The organism is Kitasatospora sp. NPDC127060 (assembly GCF_042724935.1).
GTDB lineage: Bacteria > Actinomycetota > Actinomycetes > Streptomycetales > Streptomycetaceae > Kitasatospora.
Window position 1 is genome coordinate 30,806 of the sequence record NZ_JBHXEG010000013.1, and the last position, 21,970, is coordinate 52,775.

The 21,970-nt window shown below is 73.7% G+C and carries 21 protein-coding genes and 1 pseudogene; 6 read left to right on the top strand and 16 right to left on the bottom strand.

Annotated elements, in window-relative coordinates; translation table 11 throughout:
• Positions 1–128: 128 nt before the first annotated feature.
• On the top strand, positions 129–1,172 hold the full coding sequence (locus ACFWIS_RS10480) for a glycosyltransferase family 2 protein (protein ID WP_380459641.1): 1,044 nt from the start codon (positions 129–131) through the stop codon (positions 1,170–1,172).
• A 57-nt stretch (positions 1,173–1,229) separates the two neighbouring features.
• Here ACFWIS_RS10480 and ACFWIS_RS10485 read toward each other — a convergent pair whose 3' ends face one another.
• Complete coding sequence (locus ACFWIS_RS10485) at positions 1,230–1,826, bottom strand: TetR family transcriptional regulator (protein ID WP_380459639.1); 597 nt, start codon at positions 1,824–1,826, stop codon at positions 1,230–1,232.
• A gap of 123 nt (positions 1,827–1,949) precedes the next feature.
• Here ACFWIS_RS10485 and ACFWIS_RS10490 point away from each other — a divergent pair, with 123 nt between their 5' ends.
• Entirely contained in the window at positions 1,950–2,219 is a 270-nt protein-coding gene (locus ACFWIS_RS10490; protein WP_380459637.1) for a hypothetical protein, read from the top strand.
• A 67-nt stretch (positions 2,220–2,286) separates the two neighbouring features.
• Here the strand turns inward: ACFWIS_RS10490 and ACFWIS_RS10495 are convergent, their stop codons facing one another.
• From ACFWIS_RS10495 to ACFWIS_RS10510, 4 genes are all read right to left on the bottom strand, one after another.
• Positions 2,287–3,150: a biotin-dependent carboxyltransferase family protein gene (locus tag ACFWIS_RS10495; protein WP_380459635.1), complete on the bottom strand. Its 864-nt coding sequence runs from the start codon at positions 3,148–3,150 to the stop codon at positions 2,287–2,289.
• A 52-nt stretch (positions 3,151–3,202) separates the two neighbouring features.
• Complete coding sequence (locus ACFWIS_RS10500) at positions 3,203–3,820, bottom strand: allophanate hydrolase subunit 1 (RefSeq protein WP_380459686.1); 618 nt, start codon at positions 3,818–3,820, stop codon at positions 3,203–3,205.
• 140 nt (positions 3,821–3,960) lie between these two features.
• Complete coding sequence (locus tag ACFWIS_RS10505) at positions 3,961–4,755, bottom strand: LamB/YcsF family protein (RefSeq protein ID WP_380459633.1); 795 nt, start codon at positions 4,753–4,755, stop codon at positions 3,961–3,963.
• Positions 4,752–5,606, bottom strand: coding sequence for a GntR family transcriptional regulator (locus tag ACFWIS_RS10510; RefSeq protein WP_380459631.1), 855 nt, complete (start codon positions 5,604–5,606; stop codon positions 4,752–4,754). Before ACFWIS_RS10510 ends, ACFWIS_RS10505 begins: the two co-directional genes overlap by 4 nt.
• A gap of 157 nt (positions 5,607–5,763) precedes the next feature.
• Here ACFWIS_RS10510 and ACFWIS_RS10515 point away from each other — a divergent pair, with 157 nt between their 5' ends.
• The 3 genes from ACFWIS_RS10515 to pcp are packed head-to-tail and all read left to right on the top strand — an operon-like array spanning position 5,764 to position 8,131.
• Positions 5,764–6,486: a DUF969 domain-containing protein gene (locus tag ACFWIS_RS10515; RefSeq protein ID WP_380459629.1), complete on the top strand. Its 723-nt coding sequence runs from the start codon at positions 5,764–5,766 to the stop codon at positions 6,484–6,486.
• The gene (locus ACFWIS_RS10520) at positions 6,483–7,451 is read left to right on the top strand and encodes a DUF979 domain-containing protein (RefSeq protein ID WP_380459627.1); all 969 of its coding nucleotides are present in this window, start codon (positions 6,483–6,485) and stop codon (positions 7,449–7,451) included. The genes ACFWIS_RS10515 and ACFWIS_RS10520 overlap by 4 nt, the downstream gene beginning before the upstream one ends.
• 35 nt (positions 7,452–7,486) lie before the next feature.
• Positions 7,487–8,131 carry a pyroglutamyl-peptidase I gene (pcp, locus tag ACFWIS_RS10525; protein WP_380459625.1) on the top strand — a complete coding sequence of 215 codons (645 nt, stop codon included), beginning with the start codon at positions 7,487–7,489 and terminating at the stop codon, positions 8,129–8,131.
• Positions 8,132–8,159: 28 nt separating this feature from the next.
• Here pcp and ACFWIS_RS10530 read toward each other — a convergent pair whose 3' ends face one another.
• From ACFWIS_RS10530 to ACFWIS_RS10560, 7 genes and pseudogenes are all read right to left on the bottom strand, one after another.
• Positions 8,160–8,657 (bottom strand): phosphoribosyltransferase, encoded by a 498-nt coding sequence (locus tag ACFWIS_RS10530; RefSeq protein WP_380459623.1) that lies wholly within the window; start codon positions 8,655–8,657, stop codon positions 8,160–8,162.
• Positions 8,658–8,723: 66 nt separating this feature from the next.
• Positions 8,724–9,077 carry a hypothetical protein gene (locus tag ACFWIS_RS10535; protein ID WP_380459621.1) on the bottom strand — a complete coding sequence of 118 codons (354 nt, stop codon included), beginning with the start codon at positions 9,075–9,077 and terminating at the stop codon, positions 8,724–8,726.
• A 288-nt stretch (positions 9,078–9,365) separates the two neighbouring features.
• A pseudogene (locus tag ACFWIS_RS10540) lies at positions 9,366–9,683 on the bottom strand (hypothetical protein); the annotation flags it as partial.
• Positions 9,677–10,195: an SRPBCC family protein gene (locus ACFWIS_RS10545; RefSeq protein WP_380523818.1), complete on the bottom strand. Its 519-nt coding sequence runs from the start codon at positions 10,193–10,195 to the stop codon at positions 9,677–9,679. The gene ACFWIS_RS10545 and the pseudogene ACFWIS_RS10540, both read right to left, overlap by 7 nt.
• The gene (meaB, locus tag ACFWIS_RS10550; RefSeq protein WP_380459619.1) at positions 10,192–11,184 is read right to left on the bottom strand and encodes a methylmalonyl Co-A mutase-associated GTPase MeaB; all 993 of its coding nucleotides are present in this window, start codon (positions 11,182–11,184) and stop codon (positions 10,192–10,194) included. The genes ACFWIS_RS10545 and meaB overlap by 4 nt, the downstream gene beginning before the upstream one ends.
• A gap of 13 nt (positions 11,185–11,197) precedes the next feature.
• Positions 11,198–13,405 (bottom strand): methylmalonyl-CoA mutase, encoded by a 2,208-nt coding sequence (scpA, locus tag ACFWIS_RS10555; RefSeq protein WP_380459617.1) that lies wholly within the window; start codon positions 13,403–13,405, stop codon positions 11,198–11,200.
• A complete protein-coding gene (locus ACFWIS_RS10560) occupies positions 13,402–15,270 on the bottom strand; it encodes a methylmalonyl-CoA mutase family protein (RefSeq protein WP_380459615.1) in 1,869 nt (622 codons plus the stop codon). The genes scpA and ACFWIS_RS10560 overlap by 4 nt, the downstream gene beginning before the upstream one ends.
• A 496-nt stretch (positions 15,271–15,766) precedes the next feature.
• Here ACFWIS_RS10560 and ACFWIS_RS10565 point away from each other — a divergent pair, with 496 nt between their 5' ends.
• Positions 15,767–16,795 carry an NlpC/P60 family protein gene (locus tag ACFWIS_RS10565; protein WP_380523807.1) on the top strand — a complete coding sequence of 343 codons (1,029 nt, stop codon included), beginning with the start codon at positions 15,767–15,769 and terminating at the stop codon, positions 16,793–16,795.
• 58 nt (positions 16,796–16,853) lie between these two features.
• On the opposite strand, the gene ACFWIS_RS10570 is transcribed toward ACFWIS_RS10565, so the two are convergent.
• From ACFWIS_RS10570 to ACFWIS_RS10585, 4 genes are all read right to left on the bottom strand, one after another.
• Positions 16,854–17,756: a M56 family metallopeptidase gene (locus tag ACFWIS_RS10570; protein WP_380523809.1), complete on the bottom strand. Its 903-nt coding sequence runs from the start codon at positions 17,754–17,756 to the stop codon at positions 16,854–16,856.
• Positions 17,753–18,124 (bottom strand): BlaI/MecI/CopY family transcriptional regulator, encoded by a 372-nt coding sequence (locus ACFWIS_RS10575; protein WP_380457480.1) that lies wholly within the window; start codon positions 18,122–18,124, stop codon positions 17,753–17,755. The genes ACFWIS_RS10570 and ACFWIS_RS10575 overlap by 4 nt, the downstream gene beginning before the upstream one ends.
• A gap of 247 nt (positions 18,125–18,371) precedes the next feature.
• Positions 18,372–21,113: an FtsX-like permease family protein gene (locus tag ACFWIS_RS10580; RefSeq protein WP_380457482.1), complete on the bottom strand. Its 2,742-nt coding sequence runs from the start codon at positions 21,111–21,113 to the stop codon at positions 18,372–18,374.
• Positions 21,110–21,871, bottom strand: a complete 762-nt coding sequence (locus ACFWIS_RS10585) for an ABC transporter ATP-binding protein (RefSeq protein ID WP_380457606.1) — start codon at positions 21,869–21,871, stop codon at positions 21,110–21,112. The genes ACFWIS_RS10580 and ACFWIS_RS10585 overlap by 4 nt, the downstream gene beginning before the upstream one ends.
• Positions 21,872–21,970 lie beyond the last annotated feature (99 nt).

Sequence of the window (21,970 nt, forward strand, 5' to 3'; positions counted from 1 at the left end):
AACCGAAGGCTCGACGCCACTCGTTGTTCGCCCGCGACGGGCGTTCGCTCGCTATGCTCGGTCGACCGCCGGCTCCCGGCGGCCGACCGGCCGACCGGCCCGTCCGCTTCTGAGCGAAAGGTCGTCCGATGGCTCCGCGCCTGTCCGTGGTGGTCCCGATCTACAACGTCGAGCGCTACCTCGGCGAGTGCCTGGACTCGATCGCGGCCCAGACCTTCGAGGACTTCGAGTGCGTCATGGTCGACGACGGCTCGACCGACGACGGTCCCGTCCTCGCCAAGGCGTACGCCGCGCGCGACCCGCGCTTCCGGCTGGTCCAGCAGGAGAACAAGGGCCTCGGCGCCGCCCGCAACACCGGCTGGCGCCACATCGCCCCCGGTACCGAGTACCTGACCTTCGTCGACAGCGACGACACCCTGCCACCGCACGCCTACCAGCTGATGATCAGCACGCTCGACCAGACCGGCTCCGACTTCGCCACCGGCAACGCGATGCGCCTGCGCACCACCGGCCTCACCCCCTCGCACGCCCACCGCCGCCCGTTCCGCGAGACCCGGCTGCGCACCCACGTCAGCGAACTGCCCGCCCTGGTCACCGACCGCACCGCCTGGAACAAGGTCTACCGGCGCTCCTTCTTCGACGACGCCGGCATCCGCTACCCCGAGGGCCTGCTCTACGAGGACGCTCCGGTCAGCGTCCCCCACCACTTCCTCGCCACCCGGGTCGACGTCCTCTCCGAGCCCATCTACCACTGGCGGGTCCGCGAGGACGGCAACCTGTCCATCACCCAGAAGAAGACCGACCCGCGCGGCCTGATCGACCGGGTCCGCTCGATGGAACTCGTCCGCGAGTGGCTGCTCGCCCGCCCCGAACCGCTCTTCACCGAGCAGTACCTGCGCGCCTACGACCGGAACTGCCTGACCGAAGAGATCCCGATGTTCTTCTGGTCCATCCCGGACGGCGACCGCAACTACTGGGAGGTCTACCAGCGGCACGTCAGCCGCCTCCTGCACGCCATCGGCCCCGAGCGGATCGCCGGCCTCAACGCCCAGCTCCGGCTCAAGTACCGGCTCACCCTGACCGACGCGATGAACCGCTTCATCGCCGTCCAGCGCCTCCACCGCGCCGTCCGCCGCACCCGCCAGGCCGCCCAGGCCGCGCGCCGCCGCTGACCTCGACGGGGTCGCTGTCGGCCCCGGCGGATCCGATGGCCTCGACGGAGCCGCCGCTCAGCCGCCTGCGGACGAGGTGAGCCGGCGGACCAGGGTGACCACGGCCGCCCGGTCCGTCGCGGCGTCCGCCGTACCGGCGAGCAGCAGCCGGACCATCTGCGGCAGCGTGAACCACGCGTTCACCAGCCCGATCACCGCGAACATCAGCCGCCCCGGATCCACGCCCCCGGCCACCCCGCCGGTGCGCTGCGCGGCCGCGACGGCCGCGACCTTCTCGCCGTAGTGCGCGGTGCGTTCCGGCTCGGCGGCCAACTCCTCGGCCTCCGTGCCGCGTTGCAGACCCTCCCAGGCCAGCAGGCGGGAGAGGTGCGGGTTGGCCGAGTGGTAGTCGAAGACTCGTCCGGCGTAGTCGCCGAGGTCCAGTACCGCCCCCGGTGCGAGCGGCACCGCCTCCGCCAGCTTGCCCAGTTCGGACGTCAGCACGGCGGCGAAGAGCTGCTCCTTGTTGCCGAAGTACTGGTAGATCCGCTCCTTGTTCACCCCCGCCCGGGTCGCCACCCGGGCGATCCGGGCGCCGTCCGGCCCGAACTCGGCGAACTCCTCGACCGCGGCGTCGAGGAGGAGCTGCTGCGTGCGTGCGGTGTCCCAGGCCATGGCCCAAGGGTATCCCAAATCTCCAACCCTTTGGTTGGACATCTGCGCCCGCGCGTGCCAAACTCCAACCGAAGGGTTGGAGATTAGGGCTCCAGCCACTCACCACAGGGGAGGACCCGAGCCATGACCACCGACACCATCACCCCGGCCGCACCCGCCAGCAACGCCCCGACTGCCCCGCGTGTCCCGTCGGTCCACCGCCGCGCACTGCTCACCTGGCTCGCCGTCTACCCGACCATCACCACCGCCTTCGTCCTCCTCGGCCCCCACCTCGGGAACCTGCCGGTGGCGCTGCGCACCCTGGTCATGACCGCCCTGGTCGTCCCCGTCGTCGTCTACGCGGTGATGCCCCTGCTCCTCAAGGCGGAGACCAAGCTCGCCCGCCGGAACTAGCGGGCACCGCGGGCCGTCCGCACGTGCCGCGGTGAGCGGCCGGTCGAGATGCCGGCGCGGCGCGAACTCACCGCCGCCGGCGCATCGGGGTGAAGCGGACGGGGGTGCCGGGGGCGGCCTGGGCGGCGGCGGGGAGGGCGGCGGCGGGAATGACGCCGATGACGGGGTAGCCGCCGGTGGTGGGGTGGTCGGCGAGGAAGACCACCGGGCGGCCGTCGGGCGGCACCTGGACCGCGCCCAGTACCATGCCCTCGCTGGGGAGTTCGCCTTCGCGGGCGCGCTCCAGGGGAGGGCCGTCCAGGCGCAGGCCGATCCGGTTGCTGGTGGGGGAGACGCGGTAGCCGGAGCCGGTCAGGACGGCGAGGGAGCGCGCGGTGAACCAGTCGTCGCGCGGGCCGAGCAGCACCGGCAGGAGCAGCGGGTCCGGCGGTGCGGGCGTCGGCAGCACGTCCGCTCCGACGGGCGGGCCGGCCGGCTCGCCGAGCGGCAGCGCGTCCCCGGGCACCACCGGTGCGGGGCCCAGCCCCGAGAGCAGATCGGCCGAGCGGCTGCCGAGGACCGGCGTGGCGGCGATCCCACCCGCGAAGGCGACGTAACTGCGCACACCCCGCGTCGCGGGGCCCACCTCCAGCAGCGCCCCGGCGGGCAGCCGCACCGGGGCGCCCCAGGCGGCGGGCCGCCCGTCGACCCGCACGGCGCACGGCGCGCCGACCACGGCCACCGTCACCGCGCGGTCCACCCGCACCGCGCAGCCGAGCACGGTGGTCTCCAGGGTGGCCGCCGTCGCGGGATTGCCGACCAGGCGGTTGGCGAGCCGGTGGGCGGGCTGGTCGAGCGCGCCGGAGCGCGGCACGCCCAGGTGCGCGTGCCCGGGCCGACCGAGGTCCTGGACGGTCGTCAGCAGGCCGGCACTGGTGATGGTGACGGTCATGTCTCCTCGATCACGCTTCCTGGGTCGGGCTCCTGCGGTCATGCTCCCGCAGTCAGGCTTCCTCGATCACGAACCGGACCCGCGTCCCCGGGCCGAACAGGGCCGCGGGTTCCCGGGACGGGTCCCACAGCACGGCGTCGGTGCGCCCGATCAGCTGCCACCCGCCCGGCGACGAGCGGGGGTAGGCGCCGGTGTACGGGCCGGCGAGGGCGATCGACCCGGCCGGAACGGCGGGGCGGGGGACGGCCCGCCGGGGCACCCGGTAGCGCTCGGGCAGGCCGGTCAGGTAGCCGAAGCCGGGGGCGAAGCCACTGAACGCGACGCGGAACTCGGTCGCGGAGTGGATCCGCGCGACCTCCTCCTCGGCGACACCCCACAGCGCGGCGACCTCCGCGACGTCGGCGCCGTCGTAGCGCACCGGGACGGTCACGGTCTCTGCGGCGCCCGCCACCAGCGGCGGCACGCACCAGCCGGCCAGCTCGGCGGCCAGGGCGGCGGGATCGGCCACGCCGTCGAGCAGCACGGTCCGCTCGGCGGGCACGACCTCGGTGACGGGCGCGAGTTCCGACGCCGCGCGGCGGCGCTGGAGTTCGGCGTGGAAGGCGGTCGCCTCCTCGGCGTCGGCCAGCTCGACCAGGAGCGCGTCGAGGCCGACCCGCAGGACCCGCATCCTCGTCCCGTTCAGCCGGTTCATTTCGTCGGCCCGGTCCGTCCCGGCCCGCTCCGCCCGCTTCGTCGGCTCGGCCCGCTCGGCCCGCTTCGTCGGCTCGGCCCGCTCGGTCGGCTCCGCTCGCGCCGTCGGTTCGGTGCTCACGCGAATGCCTCCACACGGACTCCGGCCGTCCACAAGGCCGTTCGCACCCGACGGGCGAGGTCCGCGGCCCCCGGGGTGTCGCCGTGCACGCACAGCGAGCGGGCCCGCAGCCGGATCCGGTCGCCCGTGCGGGCGGTGACCTCGCCGTCCCGGGCGATGGAGACCGAGCGGTGGACGACGGCGTCCGGGTCGTGGACGACGGCGTCGGGCTCGCGGCGCGGGACGAGCGTGCCGTGCGGGGTGTACGCGCGGTCGGCGAACACCTCGGCGACCACCGGCAGCCCGGCCCGCCCGGCCGCCGCGTGCAGCTGTGAACCGGGCAGCCCGAGTACGGACAGGGCGCGTTCCCGCGCCCCCGCGGCCAGGCGGACACCGCGGACCACCGCCTCCGCCTGCTCCTCGTCGTGCACCGCCCGGTTGTACAGCGCGCCGTGTGGTTTGACGTACGCCACGTGTGCTCCGGCTGCCCGCGCGAACACCTCCAACGCCCCGATCTGGTAGGCGACTTCGTCCGCCAGCTCGTCGGGCGGGACGTCCATCGCCCGCCGCCCGAACCCGGCGAGGTCCCGGTAGGAGACGTGCGCGCCGATCCGCACGCCGCGTTCCGCGGCCAGCTCGCACACCCGTCGCATGGTGGTCGGGTCCCCGGCGTGGAAGCCGCAGGCGACGTTGGCGCTGGTGACCACCGACAGCAGGGCATCGTCGTCGGTGAGCGACCAGCGGCCGAAGCCCTCGCCGAGGTCGGCGTTGAGGTCGACGACCGGTACGGGAGCGCCCTCGGGCGGGGTCATCTCGCCCCGTCCGCCATCGGGCCGTCCACCGCGAAGCCGTCCGTCACGGTGCCGTACGTCATCGGGCGGTCCGCCGCGAAGCCGTCCGTCACGGTGCCGTCCGCCATCGGACGGCCCGTCACGGTGCCGCGTGCCATCGCGCCGTCCGCGATCCGGCCGTCCGCGATCCGGCCGTCCGTCATCGCACGGACGATCACCGCGCGCGCGTCGTCCAGGTACCTGGTCAGCTCCACCACGGCGTCGTCGATCTCGCCCGTCTCCAGCAGCCCGGTGAGCGTCTGGTTGCGGCGCAGGAACGGTGCGTGGAGCCCGCGCGCCGACGGGACGGCGGCGAAGGCCAGGCGCAGTTCGGCCATCAGGCGGGCCATGCACTCGTCGATCCGCCGGCTGCCGGCGATCCCCGCGACGGCCTGGTGGAAGTGCAGGTCGGCGGTGCCGACGGTGACCCAGTCGCCGACCGCCTCGGCGGCCTCCGCGTGGTCCAGGGCGGTCCGTACGGCGGCCAGCCGCTCGGGTGCGGCGCCGTGCAGGGCGCGCACGCCGGCGGTCTCCAGGGCGAGGCGCAGCGTGTAGATGTCGGCGACGTCCGCCGGTTCGAGGATCCGGACGAACACGCCCCGGTTCAGCTCGTGGACGACCAGCCGTTGGTCGGCGAGCAGCCGGAACGCCTCGCGGAGCGTGTTGCGCGAGACGGCGAGTGCTTCTCCGAGCGCCTCCTCCGACAGCCGGGTGCCGGGGGCGAGCAGGCCCTCGGTGATGTGGTCGCGCAGCACCTCGGCCACGCGTTGGGCGGCGCTGGCGCGGTCGAGTCGGCCCCGGTCGGCCGCGAGCGCGTCGAAAACTCCAGTCACGTTCCACCTCCTGAACTCTTGTCGGATTGTTCCACAATCCCCTAGCCTCTCGGCAACCCCCGAACGGTCGCGGTCCACCCAACCGCGACCGCCTCCGCCCCGAGGTGCCCAGGCGGCCACCCGTAGGGCGGAGGTCCTCTGAAAGGCGGCCAGGAACATGATCGTTCTTGTCGGCATCCTCGTCGTGGTGGCCGGGTTCGCCACCCGGCGGAATCCGCTCCTCGTCGTCGGCGCCGCCGGCGTCCTCACCGGACTGCTGGGCGGGATGAGCCCGTTGAAGGTCCTGGAGGCCTTCGGCACCGGCTTCGCCTCCAGCCGCTCGGTGACCCTCTTCGCGATCACCCTGCCGGTGATCGGCCTGCTGGAGCGCCACGGCCTCCAGGAGCAGGCCCGCACCCTGATGAACAGGCTCGCCAAGGCCAGCGCCGGCCGCGTCCTCGCGGTCTACCTGGTGGTCCGCCAGCTCACCGCCGCCTTCGGTCTCCCCGGCCTCGGCGGACCGGCCCAGGCGGTCCGCCCGATGGTCGCGCCGATGGCCGAGGCCGCCGCCGAGCGCCGCCACGGCACCCTCACCGAGCGGGCCCGTGAACGGGTGCGTTCCTTCGCCGCCAGCGCCGACAACGTGGGGCTGTTCTTCGGCGAGGACTGCTTCCTCGCCGTCGGCTCGATCCTGCTGATCACCGGTTTCGTCGACGCGACCTACCACACCGACCTGGAGCCGGTGCAGCTCGCGCTGTGGGCCATCCCCACCGCGGTCTGCGCCACCCTCATCCACGGCGCACGCCTGCTGCGCCTGGACCACGTCCTCGCCCGGGACCTGACCACCGCGGCCCCCACCTCGGCGACCGCCGCCGACCGCACTGAGGAGACGGCCAAGTGATCAAGGTCGAGTGGCTGTACTGGCTGGTCGGAGCCGTCTTCCTCGCCATGGCGGCGCAGATGGCCGCGGACCGCGGCAACCCCAAGCGCTACGGCAGCGGCGCCTTCTGGGGCCTGCTCGGCGCGAGCTTCGTCTACGGCTCCTGGGTCGCCGACAAGAGCGCGCCCGCCGCGCCGCTGGGCGCCGCCGTCCTGGCGATGATCTGCCTGGCAGGCTTCGGCTTCACCGGTCGCGGCACCCCGACGGCCGCCGCCCCCGAGCGGCGGGCCGCCTCCGCCGCCCGCCTCGGCAGCCGGCTGTTCATCCCGGCGCTGGCGCTCCCGCTGGTCGCGCTCGCGTGCGGAACGCTCCTCAAGGGCGTGCACCTGGGCGGCGGCGTGCTGCTCCAGACCGGCAGCGAGACGCTCCTCGGGCTCGGCATCGGCTCGCTCGTAGCCCTGGGGCTCGCCCTGCTGCTCACCCGCGAGCGCAACCCCGTCGTCGCGCTCCACTCCGGCCGCGGACTGCTGGAGGCCATGGGCTGGGCCCTGCTGCTGCCCCAACTCCTGGCCGTCCTGGGCTCGATCTTCCAGAGCGCGGGCGTCGGCACCCAAGTCGGCAGGATCACCACCCACTTCCTGCCCGACGGCAGCAAGTACGCGGCAGTGGCGCTCTACTGCGTCGGCATGGCCCTGTTCACCATCATCATGGGCAACGCCTTCGCCGCCTTCCCGGTGATGACCGCCGCGATCGGCTGGCCGGTCCTGATCACCCAACTGCACGGCAGCCCGGGCGTGGTCCTGGCCGTGGGCATGCTGGCCGGCTTCTGCGGCACGCTGGTCACGCCGATGGCGGCCAACTTCAACCTCGTCCCGGCGGCGCTGCTCGAACTCAAGGACCAGTACGGGCCGATCAAGGCCCAAATCCCCACCGCCGGCGCCCTGCTGGTCTGCAACATCGCCATCATGTCGCTCTTCGCGTTCTGACGGCTCCCTCTTCCGGCTTCCAGAAAGGCCGCCCCATGACCAGGGTCCTGCTCACCGGCTTCGAACCGTTCGACGGCGCCGACGTCAACCCGTCCTGGGAGGTCGCCCGCCTGGTCGCCGACAGCCCGCCCGAGGGGCTCCTGGTCACCGCCACCCGGCTGAGCTGCGTCTTCGGGCAGGCGGCCGACGAACTGCGCACGGCGATCGCGGACTGCGCCCCCGACCTGGTGGTCTGCCTCGGCCAGGCGGCCGGCCGGCCGGACGTCACCGTCGAGCGCGTCGCCGTCAACGTCGACGACGCCCGCATCCCCGACAACGCGGGCCGGCGACCGGTCGACCGGCCCGTCGTCCCCGGCGGTCCCGCGGCGTACTTCGCCACCCTGCCCGTCAAGGCGTGCGTGGCCGCCGCCCGGGAGGCGGGCGTGCCCGCCTCCCTCTCCCACACCGCCGGGACCTTCGTCTGCAACCACGTCTTCTACACCCTGATGCACCTGCTCGCCACCGAACACCCCACCGCCCGCGGCGGGTTCGTCCACATCCCGGCGCTGCCCGAACAGGTCCTCGACGGCTCCGCCCCGTCCCTGCCGGCCGACCTCGTCGCCCACGCCCTGCGCGCCCTGCTCACGGCGGCCGCGACCCGTACGGTGGACCTCCGCGTCCCGGAGGGGGTGACCCACTGAGGGCTACCCCCTCCGCCGGACCGGCGGCTCAGGCGTCGAGCACCTGGCCGGGGCGCTTGACCACCGGGTCCTGCGCCGACCACGGGAACTCGATCCAGTCGTCGGTCCGCTTCCACACGTACTCGCACTTCACCAGGGAGTGCGACTTCTCGTAGATCACGGCGGACCGGACCTCGGCGACGTGGTCGAGGCAGAAGTCGTGCACCAGCTTCAACGTCTTGCCCGTGTCGGCCACGTCGTCGGCGATCAGCACCTTCTTGTCGGTGAAGTCGATCGCCGCCGGGACGGGCGCCAGCATCACGGGCATCTCCAAGGTGGTGCCCACCCCGGTGTAGAACTCGACGTTCACCAGGTGGATGTTCTTGCAGTCCAGCGCATACGCCAGTCCACCCGCCACGAACACGCCACCCCGGGCGATGCTCAGGACGAGATCGGGCTCGAACCCGTCGTCGGCGATCGTCTGCGCCAGCTCGCGCACCGCCCGGCCGAAGGTCTGGTAGTCCAGGATCTCTCGCACATCAGTCACGGTGTTCAGTCTCCTCGCCGCCCGGCCGAGCGGCGAATCCGGCCCCCTGGGTAGCCCACCCCGCGCCTACCCCAGGGGCGAGGCATCCGCCGGGTGGTCGAGCCACGCCCACTGGCCCTCGGGCGCGACGGTGAGCCCGAGGCGGTCGGGCCCGGGGAGACCGTTGTCGAGCCACCAGCGGTGCGCGGCCTCGACCTCGTCCCGGAGCCGACGCGGTCCGTGCTGCCAAACGGTGTACTGCTCGGTGCGGTCGCCGCCGTCCCCGTCGACGGCGGCCCAGGAGCCGCCGTCCGCCGTGGCGACCCAGAGGCGGGTGTGCTCACCGTCGACGCCGGGGTCGTGATCCCAGGCGTACCGGAAGTCACCGAGGCGGTGGCCCTGGGCGAACTGGGTCTCGATCGGGGAGTCGCGACGGTCCACGGGTCGAGGGCGGTGGTGGATTCGGCGGGGACGTGGTCGTCCGTGACCACGTCCCGGAAGAGCCGGAGATCGAGGCGCTGGGTCCGAATGAGCATGAACGCGCCGTCTGCGGTGAATCGACCGGTGGCCGTTCCGTCGTCACCGACGGTCATGCGCGGCAGCCCGCAGTGGCTCCCGTCGTCGCACCAGGGAGTGAGGATCACGCCGCCCGGCGGGGCCTGCTCGACCCAGGCGTAGGGCACCCGCGTCACTGAGCAGGTGGCAATCACCCGGTCGTACGGGTGCGCATCATCGGTGTGCGCCTTCCGGCCACAACACTTCGACCGGCACGCCCCGGCGTTGCGCGTACGCGACGACGTCGGCCGTCCCGCCGTAGCCTCGGGCGGGCAGGCCGTCCCAGACGGCGAGGAGTTTGTCGACCGGCTGGACCAGTATCTCGCTTCCCGCCATGTGGGCGGCTTCGTCGGACTCCACGAGGCCGGTGCGGTGAACGGCGCTCACGCTGCCCAACAGCCGTCCGTAGAGCGGCTGGTGCCAATCCGGTAGCCCTTCCCGGTACTGGTCCGCAGGAATGACGGCCTCCAGGCGTGCCCCCCGGTTCAGGAGGTGGCGTAGTGGCGACCGTCGCCCGACTCGTGTGGTGGGTGCTGTTCTCTGCCGCCGTGGTGGCGGGGGTTCGCGTCGGGTTGTGACGGCTGACTGCGTTCCAGGGTTTCCTTCATGACCTGGGCGCCCCGGCTGACCCGCAGGCGGACCTGCTCGGCCATCTCGTGCGGCAGCACGTCGGTGGTCCATACCAGGCGGCAGCGGTCCGGCCCCTCGGGGAGGACCTGGAACGAGGCGTGGTGGTGCGTCAGGGGAATCTTGAAGCCCTCGACCGCCGAGTACGCCAGCCGCCGCAGCTCGTCGTCCACGCTGACGATCAGCTCCCGGATGACCGTGCCGCCCGGCATGGTCAGGTACCGGACGTCGCCGTCAACACGGGTGTCGAGGACGTAGCCGGGGATGAGGCGCTGGTGTACGGCGCCCACATCCCTTACGGCGTCCCAGACTCCAGCTGCGCCGGCCTCGATGACGACGTCCTCGACGATGGTGGCGATGGTCCCCTGCCCTCTCAGGTCGTACCGAAGAAGCTGTCCAGGATCCGTTGCGCGGCCAGCCCCGCCGGCAGCGTACCGGCCCGCACCTGGGCCTCCAGTTCCGGGGTGAGCCGCCGCACCTCCGGGTGTTCGTGCAGGCGCGCGTACAGCTGATCGTGGACCATCGCCCACGTCCACTCGACCTGCTGCTCGCGCCGCTTGGCCGCGAGTGCGCCCGTCGCGTCGAGCACCTTGCGGTGCTGCTGCAGCCGCTCCCACAGCACGTCCAGCCCGGCCCCGTCGAGTCCGCTGCAGGTGAGCACCGGCGGCGTCCATGCCGCGTCCGGCGGCTGCAACAGCCGCAGCGCGCCCGCGAGTTCACGCGCCGCAGCCTTCGCGTCCCGCTCGTGCGGCCCGTCCGCCTTGTTGACGGCGATGACGTCCGCGAGCTCCAGCACGCCCTTCTTGATGCCCTGGAGCTGGTCGCCGGTGCGGGCCAGTGACAGCAGCAGGAAGGTGTCGACCATCCCGGCCACCGCCGTCTCGGACTGCCCGACTCCCACCGTCTCGATCAGGACGACGTCGTACCCCGCCGCCTCCATGACCACCATCGACTCCCGGGTGGCCTTGGCGACGCCTCCCAGCGTCCCCGAGGTGGGCGACGGCCGGACGAAGGCGGCCGGATCGACCGCGAGCCGCTCCATCCGGGTCTTGTCGCCCAGGATGGAGCCGCCGGTCCGGCTGGAGGTGGGGTCGACGGCGAGCACCGCGACCCGGTGGCCCGCCGCCGTCAGCATCGTCCCGAAGGAGTCGATGAAAGTCGACTTGCCGACACCGGGCACGCCGGTGATGCCCACCCGCACCGCCCCGCCCGCGTGCGGCAGCAGCCGCTGGAGCAACTGCTGCGCGAGCGCGCGGTGGTCGGGCCGGGTGGACTCGACGAGGGTGACGGCGCGCGCGATCCAGGCGCGCGAGCCGTCCAGGACACCCGTCACATATGCATCGAGGTCGATGGTCCGAGGAGGCATGACGATCAGGCGATCACAGCTCGTGGCCGAGATCGGCCGCCAGCGACTTCAGCAGGTCGTAGGCCGCGTCCGGGATGACCGTCCCGGGCGGGAAGACCGCCGCCGCGCCGGCCTCGTACAGCGCCTCGAAGTCCTGCGGCGGGATGACGCCGCCGACCACGATGGTGATGTCCTCCCGCCCCGCAGCGGCCAGTTCGGCGCGCAGCGCGGGCACCAGCGTGAGGTGCCCGGCGGCCAGCGACGACACGCCCACGATGTGCACGTCCGCCTCGACGGCCTGGCGGGCGACCTCGGCCGGGGTCTGGAACAGCGGGCCGACGTCGACCGTGAAGCCGAGGTCGGCGAAGGCGGTGGCGATCACCTTCTGGCCGCGGTCGTGGCCGTCCTGGCCCATCTTGGCGACCAGGATGCGCGGGCGGCGGCCCTCGGCCTGCTCGAACCGCTCGACCAGGTCGCGGGTGCGCTGGAGGGGCGCCGACGGGCCCGCTTCGTCTCGGTACACACCGGAGATGGTACGGATCTGGCCGGAGTGGCGGCCGTACACCTTCTCCAGGGCGTCCGAGATCTCGCCCACCGTCGCCTTCGCCCGGGCCGCGTTGACGGCCAGGTGCAGCAGGTTGCCGTCCAGCGAGCCGCCGCGCTGCGGGCCGGCCTCGGCGGCCGCCGTCAGCGCGCGCAGCGCGGACTGGGTCAGCGCCTCGTCGCGCTCCTCCCGCAGCCGCCGCAGCTTCTCGATCTGCCGGGCCCGGACCGCCGAGTTGTCGACCTTGAGCACGTCGATCTGCTCGTCGTTCTCCACCCGGTACTTGTTGACGCCGATCACCGGCTGGCGGCCGGAGTCGATCCGGGCCTGGGTGCGGGCGGCGGCCTCCTCGACGCGCATCTTGGGGATGCCCGCGTCGATGGCCTTGGCCATGCCGCCGGCCGCCTCGACCTCCTGGATGTGCTGCCAGGCCCGGGCGGCGAGGTCCTGGGTCAGCTTCTCGACGTACGCCGAGCCGCCCCACGGGTCGATCACCCGGCAGGTGCCCGACTCCTGCTGCAGCAGCAGCTGGGTGTTGCGGGCGATGCGGGCGGAGAAGTCGGTGGGCAGCGCCAGCGCCTCGTCGAGGGCGTTGGTGTGCAGCGACTGGGTGTGGCCCTGGGTGGCGGCCATCGCCTCCACGCACGTACGCGTCACGTTGTTGAACACGTCCTGGGCGGTGAGCGACCAGCCCGAGGTCTGCGAATGGGTGCGCAGGGAGAGCGACTTGGCGTTCTTCGGGTCGAACTGCTTGACCAGCTTGGCCCACAGCAGCCGGGCCGCGCGCAGCTTGGCGACCTCCATGAAGAAGTTCATGCCGATCGCCCAGAAGAACGACAGCCGCGGCGCGAAGGCGTCCACGTCCAGGCCCACGTCCAGGCCCGCGCGCAGGTACTCGACCCCGTCGGCCAGGGTGTAGGCGAGTTCCAGGTCGGCCGTGGCTCCGGCCTCCTGGATGTGGTAGCCGGAGATGGAGATCGAGTTGTACCGGGGCATCTTCTGCGAGGTGTACGCGAAGATGTCCGAGATGATCCGCATCGACGGCTGCGGCGGGTAGATGTAGGTGTTGCGGACCATGAACTCCTTGAGGATGTCGTTCTGGATGGTCCCCGCGAGCTTCTCCGGGGGCACCCCCTGCTCCTCGGCGGCCACGATGTACAGCGCGAGCACGGGCAGCACGGCGCCGTTCATGGTCATCGACACCGACATCTTGTCCAGCGGGATGCCGTCGAAGAGCTGGCGCATGTCGTAGATGGAGTCGATGGCGACGCCCGCCATGCCGACGTCGCCGGTGACCCGCGGGTGGTCGCTGTCGTAGCCGCGGTGGGTCGGCAGGTCGAAGGCGACCGAGAGGCCCTTCTGGCCGGCGGCCAGGTTGCGGCGGTAGAAGGCGTTGGACTCCTCGGCGGTGGAGAAGCCCGCGTACTGGCGGACGGTCCACGGCTGGTTGACGTACATGGTCGGGTACGGCCCGCGCAGGTACGGGGCGATGCCGGGGTACGTCTCCAGGAAGTCCACGCCGGCCAGGTCGGCCGCGGTGTACAGCGGCTTGACGCCGATGCCCTCGGGGGTGTCCCAGACCAGTTCGTCGGCGTCCTTGCCGGTGGTCCGGCGCCAGGCGGCCTGCCACTGCTCGTCGGTGACGTCCGGGCGGGCGCTGTCGTCGTTCAGCCCGATGCCGGTGAAGTCGGGGATCATCGCGCCACTCCAATGAGGTCCAGCAGGGAGGTGAGGACGGCGATCGCGTCACCGCCCGCGTAGATGAACTCGTCCACTCCGGCGGGCACTTCGGCCGGGCGACCGGCCAGCAGCACCCGCTGGGCGCCGGCCGCCTTCAGGGCCTCGGCGACGGACGCGGCGTGCTCGCCGTACAGGGCGTCGCTGGAGCACAGGCAGGCGACGGTCGCGCCGGATTCCCGGAACGCCGAGGCGAACGCGGCCGGGTCGACGCCCTCGGCGGAGGTGGTCGCGATGCCGCCGGCCTGGAACAGGTTGGCCGCGAAGGTGGTGCGCCCGGTGTGCGCGGAGGCGCTGCCGATGGAGGCCAGGAACAGCGTCGGACGGGCGCCGGTCGCGGCGACGAAAGCGTCCGAGCGGTCCCGCAGCGCCTCGTACGCCTCGGCCCGGCGCACCTGCGGCAGCCCGCCCGCGTACCGCGCCGGGGCCGGCTCGCGGACCAGCGGCTGCTCGTCCAGGAGCGGGAACTCGCTGACGCCGGTGACCGGTTCGCGCCGCTTGGCGAGCTTCACCGACCGCTCGGCCCAGGTCGCCGCGATCCGCTCGCCGACCAGGCCGGAGGTCAGGGCGGCGAACTGGCCGCCGGCCCGCTCGATCTCCTGGAACCAGGCCCAGGCGGCCTGGGCCAGCTCCTCGCCCAGTTGCTCGACGTACCAGGAGCCGCCGGCCGGGTCGATCACCCGGGCCAGGTGGGACTCCTCCAGCAGGATCGACTGGGTGTTCCGGGCGATCCGGCGGGCGAAGGCGTCGGGCCGGCCGAGTGCGCTGTCGAAGGGCAGCACGGTGACGGCGTCGGCGCCGCCGACCCCGGCGGCCAGACAGGCGACGGTGGTGCGCAGCATGTTCACCCACGGGTCGCGGGCGGTCATCATCACCCGGGAGGTGACGGCGTGCTGGCGCTGCGCCGAGGCCTCGGCGGAGGCGCCGGACACCTCGGCGACGCGGGCCCAGAGGCGGCGCGCGGCACGGAACTTGGCGATGGTGAGGAACTGGTCGGCGTCCGCGGCGTAGCGGAACTCCAGCTGGCCGAGCGCGGTGTCGACGGGCAGTCCGGCGGCGGTCAGCGCGCGCAGGTAGGCGACGCCGGTGGCCAGCGCGCAGCCCAGTTCCTGGGCGGGGGAGGCGCCTGCCTCGTGGTACGGCAGGGCGTCCACGGTGAGCGCCCGGACGTTCGGGTACTCGGCGGCGCAGCGGGCGGCCAGGCCGGCGGCCTCGGTGAGCAGGACGTCGGTCTCGGCGGCGGAGCCGGTGCGGGCCTGGAGGCCGAGCGGGTCGGCGCCGAGGTTGCCGGCGGCGGCGTCGGGGGAGACCGCTCGTTCCTGGTACAGCGTGAACAACTGCTCGGCGGCGGCGGTGAATTCGGGTCCGGCGTCGAGGGCCACGGCGGCGAGGTCCAGGTACACCCCGGCGAGCGCCTCGGGCAGGGCGGTGACCGGCAGGCCCTCGCCGCCCAGCTCCAGCCAGAGCGAGGTCACGCCGTGCTCCAGGTCGGCCAGTACGGCCTCGTTGGCGCGCCGCCGGTCCGGGTCGGCGTGCCGCTGGCGTACGTCCCAGCCGGCGACGGCGGAGCCCTGCGGTCGGCCGCCGCGGACGAACGGCGGGAAGCCGGGGTAGCCGGGCTCGGCGGTGGTGTTCTCGGCGGTGTACAGCGGACGGGCGCGCAGCCCGTCCGGGAGCGCGGTGGTGAGCGCCTGCTCGGCGGCGGCGGCGTCCTCGGGCTGGGCGCCGGACTTGCGCAGCACACCCTCGACGAGCTGCTGCCACTGCTCACGGTGCGCGGCCGGGAACTCGGCGGCGAGGGGGAGCCTTTCGGGCGGGACCTTCATGTGCGCAGGTTAGCGCCCGTTAGCGGACCGGAAGGAGGGGCGTCACGTGTGACCTTGTTCTCGATTTGGCGTGCTTCCGGCACGGTGTTCGCACTCCGCGCGGAGGGGAGTGCCACGAGGCGGTTCGTGGGGTGCGTCGCGGGGCGGTTCGTGGGGTGGGTCGCGGGGGTCGGATCGGTCCGGGAAAGTGCCTGGGACCAGGGGGATTGCGGAACCCCGCCCCTCATCTATTAAGTTACTTCGAAGAAGGCGGGCGGGGACGGCATCCCCCGTACGGCTCCGCCCGTCCTTCGCCGTCTTTTCACGCTCCCGAGCGCCCCCGGACGCCCCCGACCGCTCCCGAGCGTCCCCCCGACTGCCCCGGATGAACGTGCGAACGCCTCCCCTACGTTCCTACGAGTGTCCACGCGTCACCGAACCTCCCCACCCGTCCCCCGAAGGAGAGCCCCCCGCGATGGGAAAGCGCCGCAAGCCCAGCCCCCCGAGCCGGGCCCGCATGGCGGTCCTCACGACGGCGATGGCCGGCGGAGCGGTGCTCGCCGCCGGCACCGCCCACGCCGAGCCGGCCCCCGGCCTCGCCTCGGTCAAGGAGCAGGTGGACAAGCTCAACGAGGAGGCCGAGCAGTCCGTCGAGCAGTACAACGGCTTCCAGGACAAGCAGCAGAAGCTCCAGGGCGACGCCAACCGGATCCAGGAGAAGGTCGCCCGCGGCCAGGAAGCGATGAACGAGCTGCGCACCCGGCTCGGCGCGGTCGCCGCCGACCAGTACCGCAACGGCGGCATCGACCCGTCCGTCCGGCTGATGCTCGACTCCGACCCGGCCGGCTACCTGGAGCGCGCCTCGGCGCAGAACCAGGTCGCCGGCAGCCAGGCGGCCCTGCTCAAGCAGGCCCAGGAGGAGCAGCGCAAGCTCGACCAGGACCGCGCCGAGGCGACCGCCACGCTCGCCCAGCTCGACTCGGTCGGCACCGAGCTGACGGCCAAGAAGCAGCAGATCCAGACCAAGCTCGCCCAGGCCCAGGCCACGCTCAACAGGCTGAGCGCCGAGGACCGTGCCAAGGTCAACGCCCAGCAGGCCGCCGACAAGGCCAAGACCGAGGCCCGGCAGGCGGCCGAGGCCGACCGCGCCTCCCGTTCGTCCGCGCGCCCGGACATGAGCACCCCGGCCCCGCCGGCCAGCGGGCGGGCCGCGGCCATCATCGCCTTCGCCCAGGCGCAGCTCGGCAAGCCGTACGGCTGGAGCAGGAGCGGCCCGGACAGCTTCGACTGCTCCGGCCTCACCAGCCAGGCCTACAAGGCGGCCGGCGTCACGATCCCCCGGATCTCCCAGGACCAGTGGAACGCCGGCGCGCGCATCTCGCGGGACGCCCTCCAGCCCGGCGACCTGGTCTTCTTCTACGACGACATCCACCACGTCGGCATCTACATCGGCGACGGCAAGATGATCCACGCCCCTCGCACCGGCAAGAACGTCGAGGTCCTGCCGATCTCCGCGATGCCCTACAAGGGCGCCGTCCGCCCGTAACGCCGCCACGCCTCGCGCCGCCGGGCCCGGGTCCCGTATCGCCGGGCCCGGGCCCGGATCACGGATGTGGCGCGCAGGCCAGCAGGTACGGCAGGAGCGGCAGCGCCGACAGGGTCAACACCCCGAGCCGCCCGGCCGGTCGGCTCCGCCGGCCGCCGCCCGGCCGGGCCAGTCGGTGGACCCTGGCCAGCACCCCGGTGGAGGCGACTCCGAGCGTTGCGCCCGGAGTCGCCCCGGAGGTGGCCAACGCGCAGAGCGCCGAGGCGAGTTCAGTCCGGGACACCTGTGTGAGCGCCGCGTCGTCCGCCGCCATCTCCAGCAGCAGCGCCACCTCCGAGCGCCCCAGCCGGGCCAGCGGCAGCGGCCCCAGCAGCAGCGCGAAGGTGTCGGCGGGCAGCCGGAAGAGGTGGTGGCGGCCGCGGATGTGCCCGTGCTCGTGGGCGACGGCCGCGGCCAGCTGCCGTTCGTCCAGCAGCCGCAGCGCCCCGCGCGACAGCACGACCCGGGAGCGCCGCCCGGGCAGGCAGTAGACCGTCGGGTGGGCGTGCTCCAGCACCAGCGCGCCCCAGCGCCGCTCCCGTACGGCGACCACGTCCAGCATCGCCCGGTGGCGCCGCCGGGCCCGCCCGGCCCGGATGCCGACGGCGGTCAGTACGGCGAGCAGCGCCCCGGCGGCGACCGGCAGCCACCGGCCGTGGGTGTGCGGCAGCACCGGCCCGGTCGGTTCGAGGTGGGGGAGCAGGCCGATCAGCCCGGCCGGCTCGTGCGCGGCGGGCTCTACGGCGTGGTGCGCGGCGAGCACTAGGGCGACGGTGAAGGAGACCATCAGCGCCAGCCACAGCGCCGCACCGAGGGCCGGCCGGGTCTGGAGCCGGGCCTGCAGCCGGGGCGAGCCGGCCAGTCGGCGGGGCAGCAGCACGCCGGTCACGGCCAGGTAGAGGCCGAGCAGGGCGAGCGTCACTCGGTGTCCCGGGTCTTCACCTGTTCGAGGGCGGCGAGCAACGCGGACGCCTCGTCCCCGCTGATCCGGTCGACGAAGTGCAGCAGCGCGCCGGCCCGGTCGGTGCTGGTGTCCAGCGCCTGGTGCATCAGCTGGGCGGTGTACGCCTCGCGGGTGCAGGTGGGCTCGTACACCCAGGCGCGGCCGACCTTGTCGCGGCGCAGCCAGCCCTTGGTGTGCAGGATGTCGGCGACGGTGGTCACGGTGGTGTAGGCGACGGCCCGCTGCCGCTGGAGGTCGTCGACGACCTCGCGCACCGTGGCCGGCCGGCCCCAGGACCACAGCCGGTCCATGATCTCGGCCTCGAGATCGCCGAAACCCCGTAGCACCGCCCTCGTCTCCCTCGCCGCACCGACTGCCGGCGCCCTTCGCCCGCTGGAACGCGGCCCATCGTACGGCGAGCGCCGGGCGCCCGCCCCCTGGTGGAAGGGACGGGCGCCCACGGAGTCCGGGCGGTGCCCGGGTGGTGTTCGGATGGTGTTCGGGTGGTGCTCAGTCGGGGCTCAAGGCGCGCCCGACGTGCTCGAACGGGGGGAACCGGGTGGGGAACGACGTGGGGAGGCGGCCGGCGAGGGGTCAGGAGAGCCGTCGCGCCAGCGGCACCTTGGAGCGGGTGAGCAGCGCCGCGAGCAGCCCCGCCACCACCGGCAGCACCAGCACCACCAGCAGCAGCTCGCCCCACGGTGCGGCCAGCAGCATCGGCTTCGAACCGAACCCGCTGGCCCGGGACTTCAGCAGCCCCACGGCCGGGATGAAGCCGTTGGCCGCCCCGAGCACCGCCCCGAGCAGGGCGATCAGCGCGCACTGGAGGCCCGCCATGGTCCGGCGGATCCGCGGCGGGGCGCCGACGGCGGCCAGGGTGGACTGGTCCTGCCGGGAGTCGGCGGCGGCGAGTCCGGTGGCGATCCCGGCGGCGCCGAGCACCACCAGTCCGGCGAAGCCGGTGAGCGCCAGGGTGAGGGCGTCGCCCTTCGACTGGTAGCCGCGTTCGACGTCCAGCTCCGAGTAGTGGTCCAGCTGGGCGGCGGCGGCCGCGGCCCGCTGCTGGGCCTTGCGGTCGGGCGGGGTGGCCGGACGCCACACCGAACCCTGGGGGGCCGAGGAGAGGCCGAGCTTGGCCAGCGCGGTGGTCGGCACCAGGCCCTGGGCGAAGCGGGCGGCGTCCGGGTTGTCGACCAGCACCGCGTCCACCGGGATCTCCTGGAGGTCGGGCTTGGGGATCTGCCCGGGCTGCAGCGGTCCGCCGCCGCCCCCGCGCAGCTCCATCACGACCTTGCCGTCGGCGCCGACCAGAGACCGGTCGAAGACCAGCATCTTCCCTGCGGCCAGGGCCTGTTCGGCAGCCTGGTCCCGTATGTCGAAGAGGTTGTGCAGCAGGGTGGCGTCGCCGGTGGCCAGGTGCGGGACGGCGGTGAGCGTGCGCCAGTTCGGGGTGCCCTTGAGCTGGACGGCGCTGGAGCAGTTGTCGCAGAAGCGGTAGACCGCCTGCCCGACGTCGGCGCGCGGCCCGAGCCCGGTGAGCTGCTTCTCCACCTCGATCGGCAGCTGTGCGGCCTGCGGCCCCTCGCTGTGGGCGATCAGCTGGACGGCGCCGTACGGGGCCTCCGGCCGGTAGTCGCGCCGGTTCTCGGCGTCGGTGCTGGTGCTGTACACCCCGATGGCGACGGCCCCGGCGACGGCGGCCATCACCGCGGCCACGGCCGGTGCGGTGCGGGAGCGGTTGCGGGCGGAGTCGCGCAGTGCCAGCCGGGGGCCGAGCGGCAGTCGTCCGGCGAGCCGGCCGAACAGGGCGACCAGCACCGGGGTGCAGGCGAGCAGGCCGAGTTCGGCGGTGACCGAGCCGCCCAGCACGGTGAGGGTGCGGGTGTCGTAGGTGCTCACCACGGGCAGGCCGCGCTGCACCGCGCCGGCGCCGTACATCGCGATCGCGCCGCCGCCGAGGATCAGCACCACGCCGACCACGGTGACCAGGCGGTTGGGTGCCTGGACGGTGTCCCGCCCGGTGAGTCCGGCGGTGACGCTGCGCCGGGCGGCCTGCCAGGCCGGCAGCGCGGCCGCGAGCAGCGCGGTGAGCAGGCCGATCCCGGCGATCGCCAGCAGGTCCAGCGGGGGCAGGGCGAAGTGTCCGAAGCGCGCTCCGCCGACCTCCTCGATCACCGGCCGCAGCCAGGCGACCAGGCCGGTGCCGACCGTCACGCCGAGCGCCGCGCCGGCCAGGCCGAGCACGAGGCCGCCGCCGAGCACCACCGCGCCGATGTGGGTTCGCCGGCCGCCGGCGGCGCCGAGCAGCGCGAGCTGGCGGCGGGAGCGGCGGGCGCCGACCGCGAAGGCGGGCCCGGCGAGCAGGGCGACCTCCAGCAGCGCCATCCCGGTCACGGTCGCGACCACGACCTTGGTGCTGTTGCCGCTGGCCGGGTCGTGGTAGGTCGTGGAGTCCCGGAAGTAGGGGACGGCCCGGTACGGCGGCGGGTCGAGCGCGACCGAGCGCGCGGTCAGGGTGTAGCCGTGGGCGTTGAACTGCTGGACCTTGGCCCAGTCGAGGGCGGCCCCGCCCGGCAGGTGCACCAGCCAGGCGGCGTGCCCGCTCCCGGGCCGGTCGGCGGAGGCCTGCCCGGGCTTGGTCGCGGCGGCCAGCGGGTCGAGCAACTCGCCCGGCCTGGCGACGAGTTCGACCCGGCCGAGGTCGCCCGGGTGCTCCACCACACCGGTGATGGTGAAGGTGGTCCCGTCCAGCCCCTGGACGGTGGTGGTGCCGCCGAGCGGGAGCCCGGAGTTGTCCAGGAAGGCCTGGGTGACGGCCACTTCGTGCGGGGCGCCGGGGGCGCGGCCCTTGACCAGGTCGAGCCGGCCGTGCCAGACCGGGTCGCCGAGGTCGGCCTCGGTGGTGAGGGTGCGGACCAGCCCCTCGGGGGAGGTCGCGCCGGTCTCCGGGCCGGGCCGGGCCGGGGTGAGTGCGCTGCCGGGCGGCAGCAGCGAGCCGACCAGGGTGGCCGGATCGGTGCCGGCGGCCTTCAGCTGCTCGGGCGTGGGCTGCTGCCCCGGGCGGGGCTGGACGGCGAAGGCGCCCTCCTCGGCGATCGGGGCCTGTTCGACCGTCTGGCCCGGGTTGAGCGCGGTGACCAGCGCGTCCGCGCCGCCCACCACCCGCTCGACCCGTTCGGCCGGGGAGAGCTGTCCGCTGCGGTGGACCACGTCGGCGCCGGTGACGCCGAGCACGGGCAGCGCGATCATCGCCAGGATCAGGGCGCTGCGGCCCTTGGCGCGCAGGGCGTCGCGCCGGGCGATCCGCAGGGCGATCTTCCATGCTCCGAGCCTCATCGCGTCACCTCGCCCAGTGCGTGGGGCCGGTGGACGGCCGCCTGGCAGCCGCCGGAGCGGCGCCCGGTGCTCTCCGAGGCGACCGCGCCGTCCCGCAGGTGGACCACCCGGTCCGCCCAACTGGCGTGGGAGGCCTCGTGGGTGACCATCATGGCGGCGGCGCCGGCGTCGCAGCGGGCGCGCAGCACGGCGAGCACGGCGTCACCGGTGGCGGAGTCCAGTGCCCCGGTGGGTTCGTCGGCGAGGACGAGTCGGCGCTCGCCGATCAGGGCGCGGGCGATGGCGACGCGCTGCTGCTGGCCGCCGGACATGTCGTCGGGGAAGCGGTCGGCGAGTTCGCCGATGCCGAGTTCCTCCAGGGCTGCCAGGGCCTCGCGGCGGGCGGTGCGGCCGGAGACGCCGTCGAGTTCGCGCGGCAGGGCGATGTTCTCGGCGGCGGTGAGCGCCGGGATCAGGTTGTAGTCCTGGAAGACGTACCCGACGGAGCGCCGCCGCAGATCGGCGAGCTTGCCCTTGCTCAGGCCGCCGAGGGTCACGCCCTCGACCAGTACCTGGCCCTCGCTGGGCAGGTCCAGCCCGCCGGCCAGGGTGAGCAGGGTGGACTTGCCGGAGCCGGAGGGCCCCATCACGGCGACGAACTCGCCGGCGTGGACGGTCAGGTCGACCGCGCGCAGGGCGTGGACCTCGGCGGCGCCGCGCCCGTGCACCCGGGAGACCCCGGCCAGCTGCAGGACGGGTGCGGGCCGGCTCGGATCGATGTGGGACACAGTTCCCCCTCGTGAGCTGTTCAGCTGCATATGTCGGTGAACTATATATGCCGGTCGAGGATGCGCAAGCCCCCGCGGGTTTGGTCAAGG

Coding starts and splice junctions, on each gene's coding strand:
- ACFWIS_RS10480 (WP_380459641.1), top strand. CDS start 129: ATGGCTCCGCGCCTGTCCGTGGTGGTCCCGATCTACAACGTCGAGCGC.
- ACFWIS_RS10485 (WP_380459639.1), bottom strand. CDS start 1,826: ATGGCCTGGGACACCGCACGCACGCAGCAGCTCCTCCTCGACGCCGCG.
- ACFWIS_RS10490 (WP_380459637.1), top strand. CDS start 1,950: ATGACCACCGACACCATCACCCCGGCCGCACCCGCCAGCAACGCCCCG.
- ACFWIS_RS10495 (WP_380459635.1), bottom strand. CDS start 3,150: ATGACCGTCACCATCACCAGTGCCGGCCTGCTGACGACCGTCCAGGAC.
- ACFWIS_RS10500 (WP_380459686.1), bottom strand. CDS start 3,820: ATGCGGGTCCTGCGGGTCGGCCTCGACGCGCTCCTGGTCGAGCTGGCC.
- ACFWIS_RS10505 (WP_380459633.1), bottom strand. CDS start 4,755: ATGACCCCGCCCGAGGGCGCTCCCGTACCGGTCGTCGACCTCAACGCC.
- ACFWIS_RS10515 (WP_380459629.1), top strand. CDS start 5,764: ATGATCGTTCTTGTCGGCATCCTCGTCGTGGTGGCCGGGTTCGCCACC.
- pcp (WP_380459625.1), top strand. CDS start 7,487: ATGACCAGGGTCCTGCTCACCGGCTTCGAACCGTTCGACGGCGCCGAC.
- meaB (WP_380459619.1), bottom strand. CDS start 11,184: ATGCCTCCTCGGACCATCGACCTCGATGCATATGTGACGGGTGTCCTG.
- scpA (WP_380459617.1), bottom strand. CDS start 13,405: ATGATCCCCGACTTCACCGGCATCGGGCTGAACGACGACAGCGCCCGC.
- ACFWIS_RS10560 (WP_380459615.1), bottom strand. CDS start 15,270: ATGAAGGTCCCGCCCGAAAGGCTCCCCCTCGCCGCCGAGTTCCCGGCC.
- ACFWIS_RS10565 (WP_380523807.1), top strand. CDS start 15,767: ATGGCGGTCCTCACGACGGCGATGGCCGGCGGAGCGGTGCTCGCCGCC.
- ACFWIS_RS10580 (WP_380457482.1), bottom strand. CDS start 21,113: ATGAGGCTCGGAGCATGGAAGATCGCCCTGCGGATCGCCCGGCGCGAC.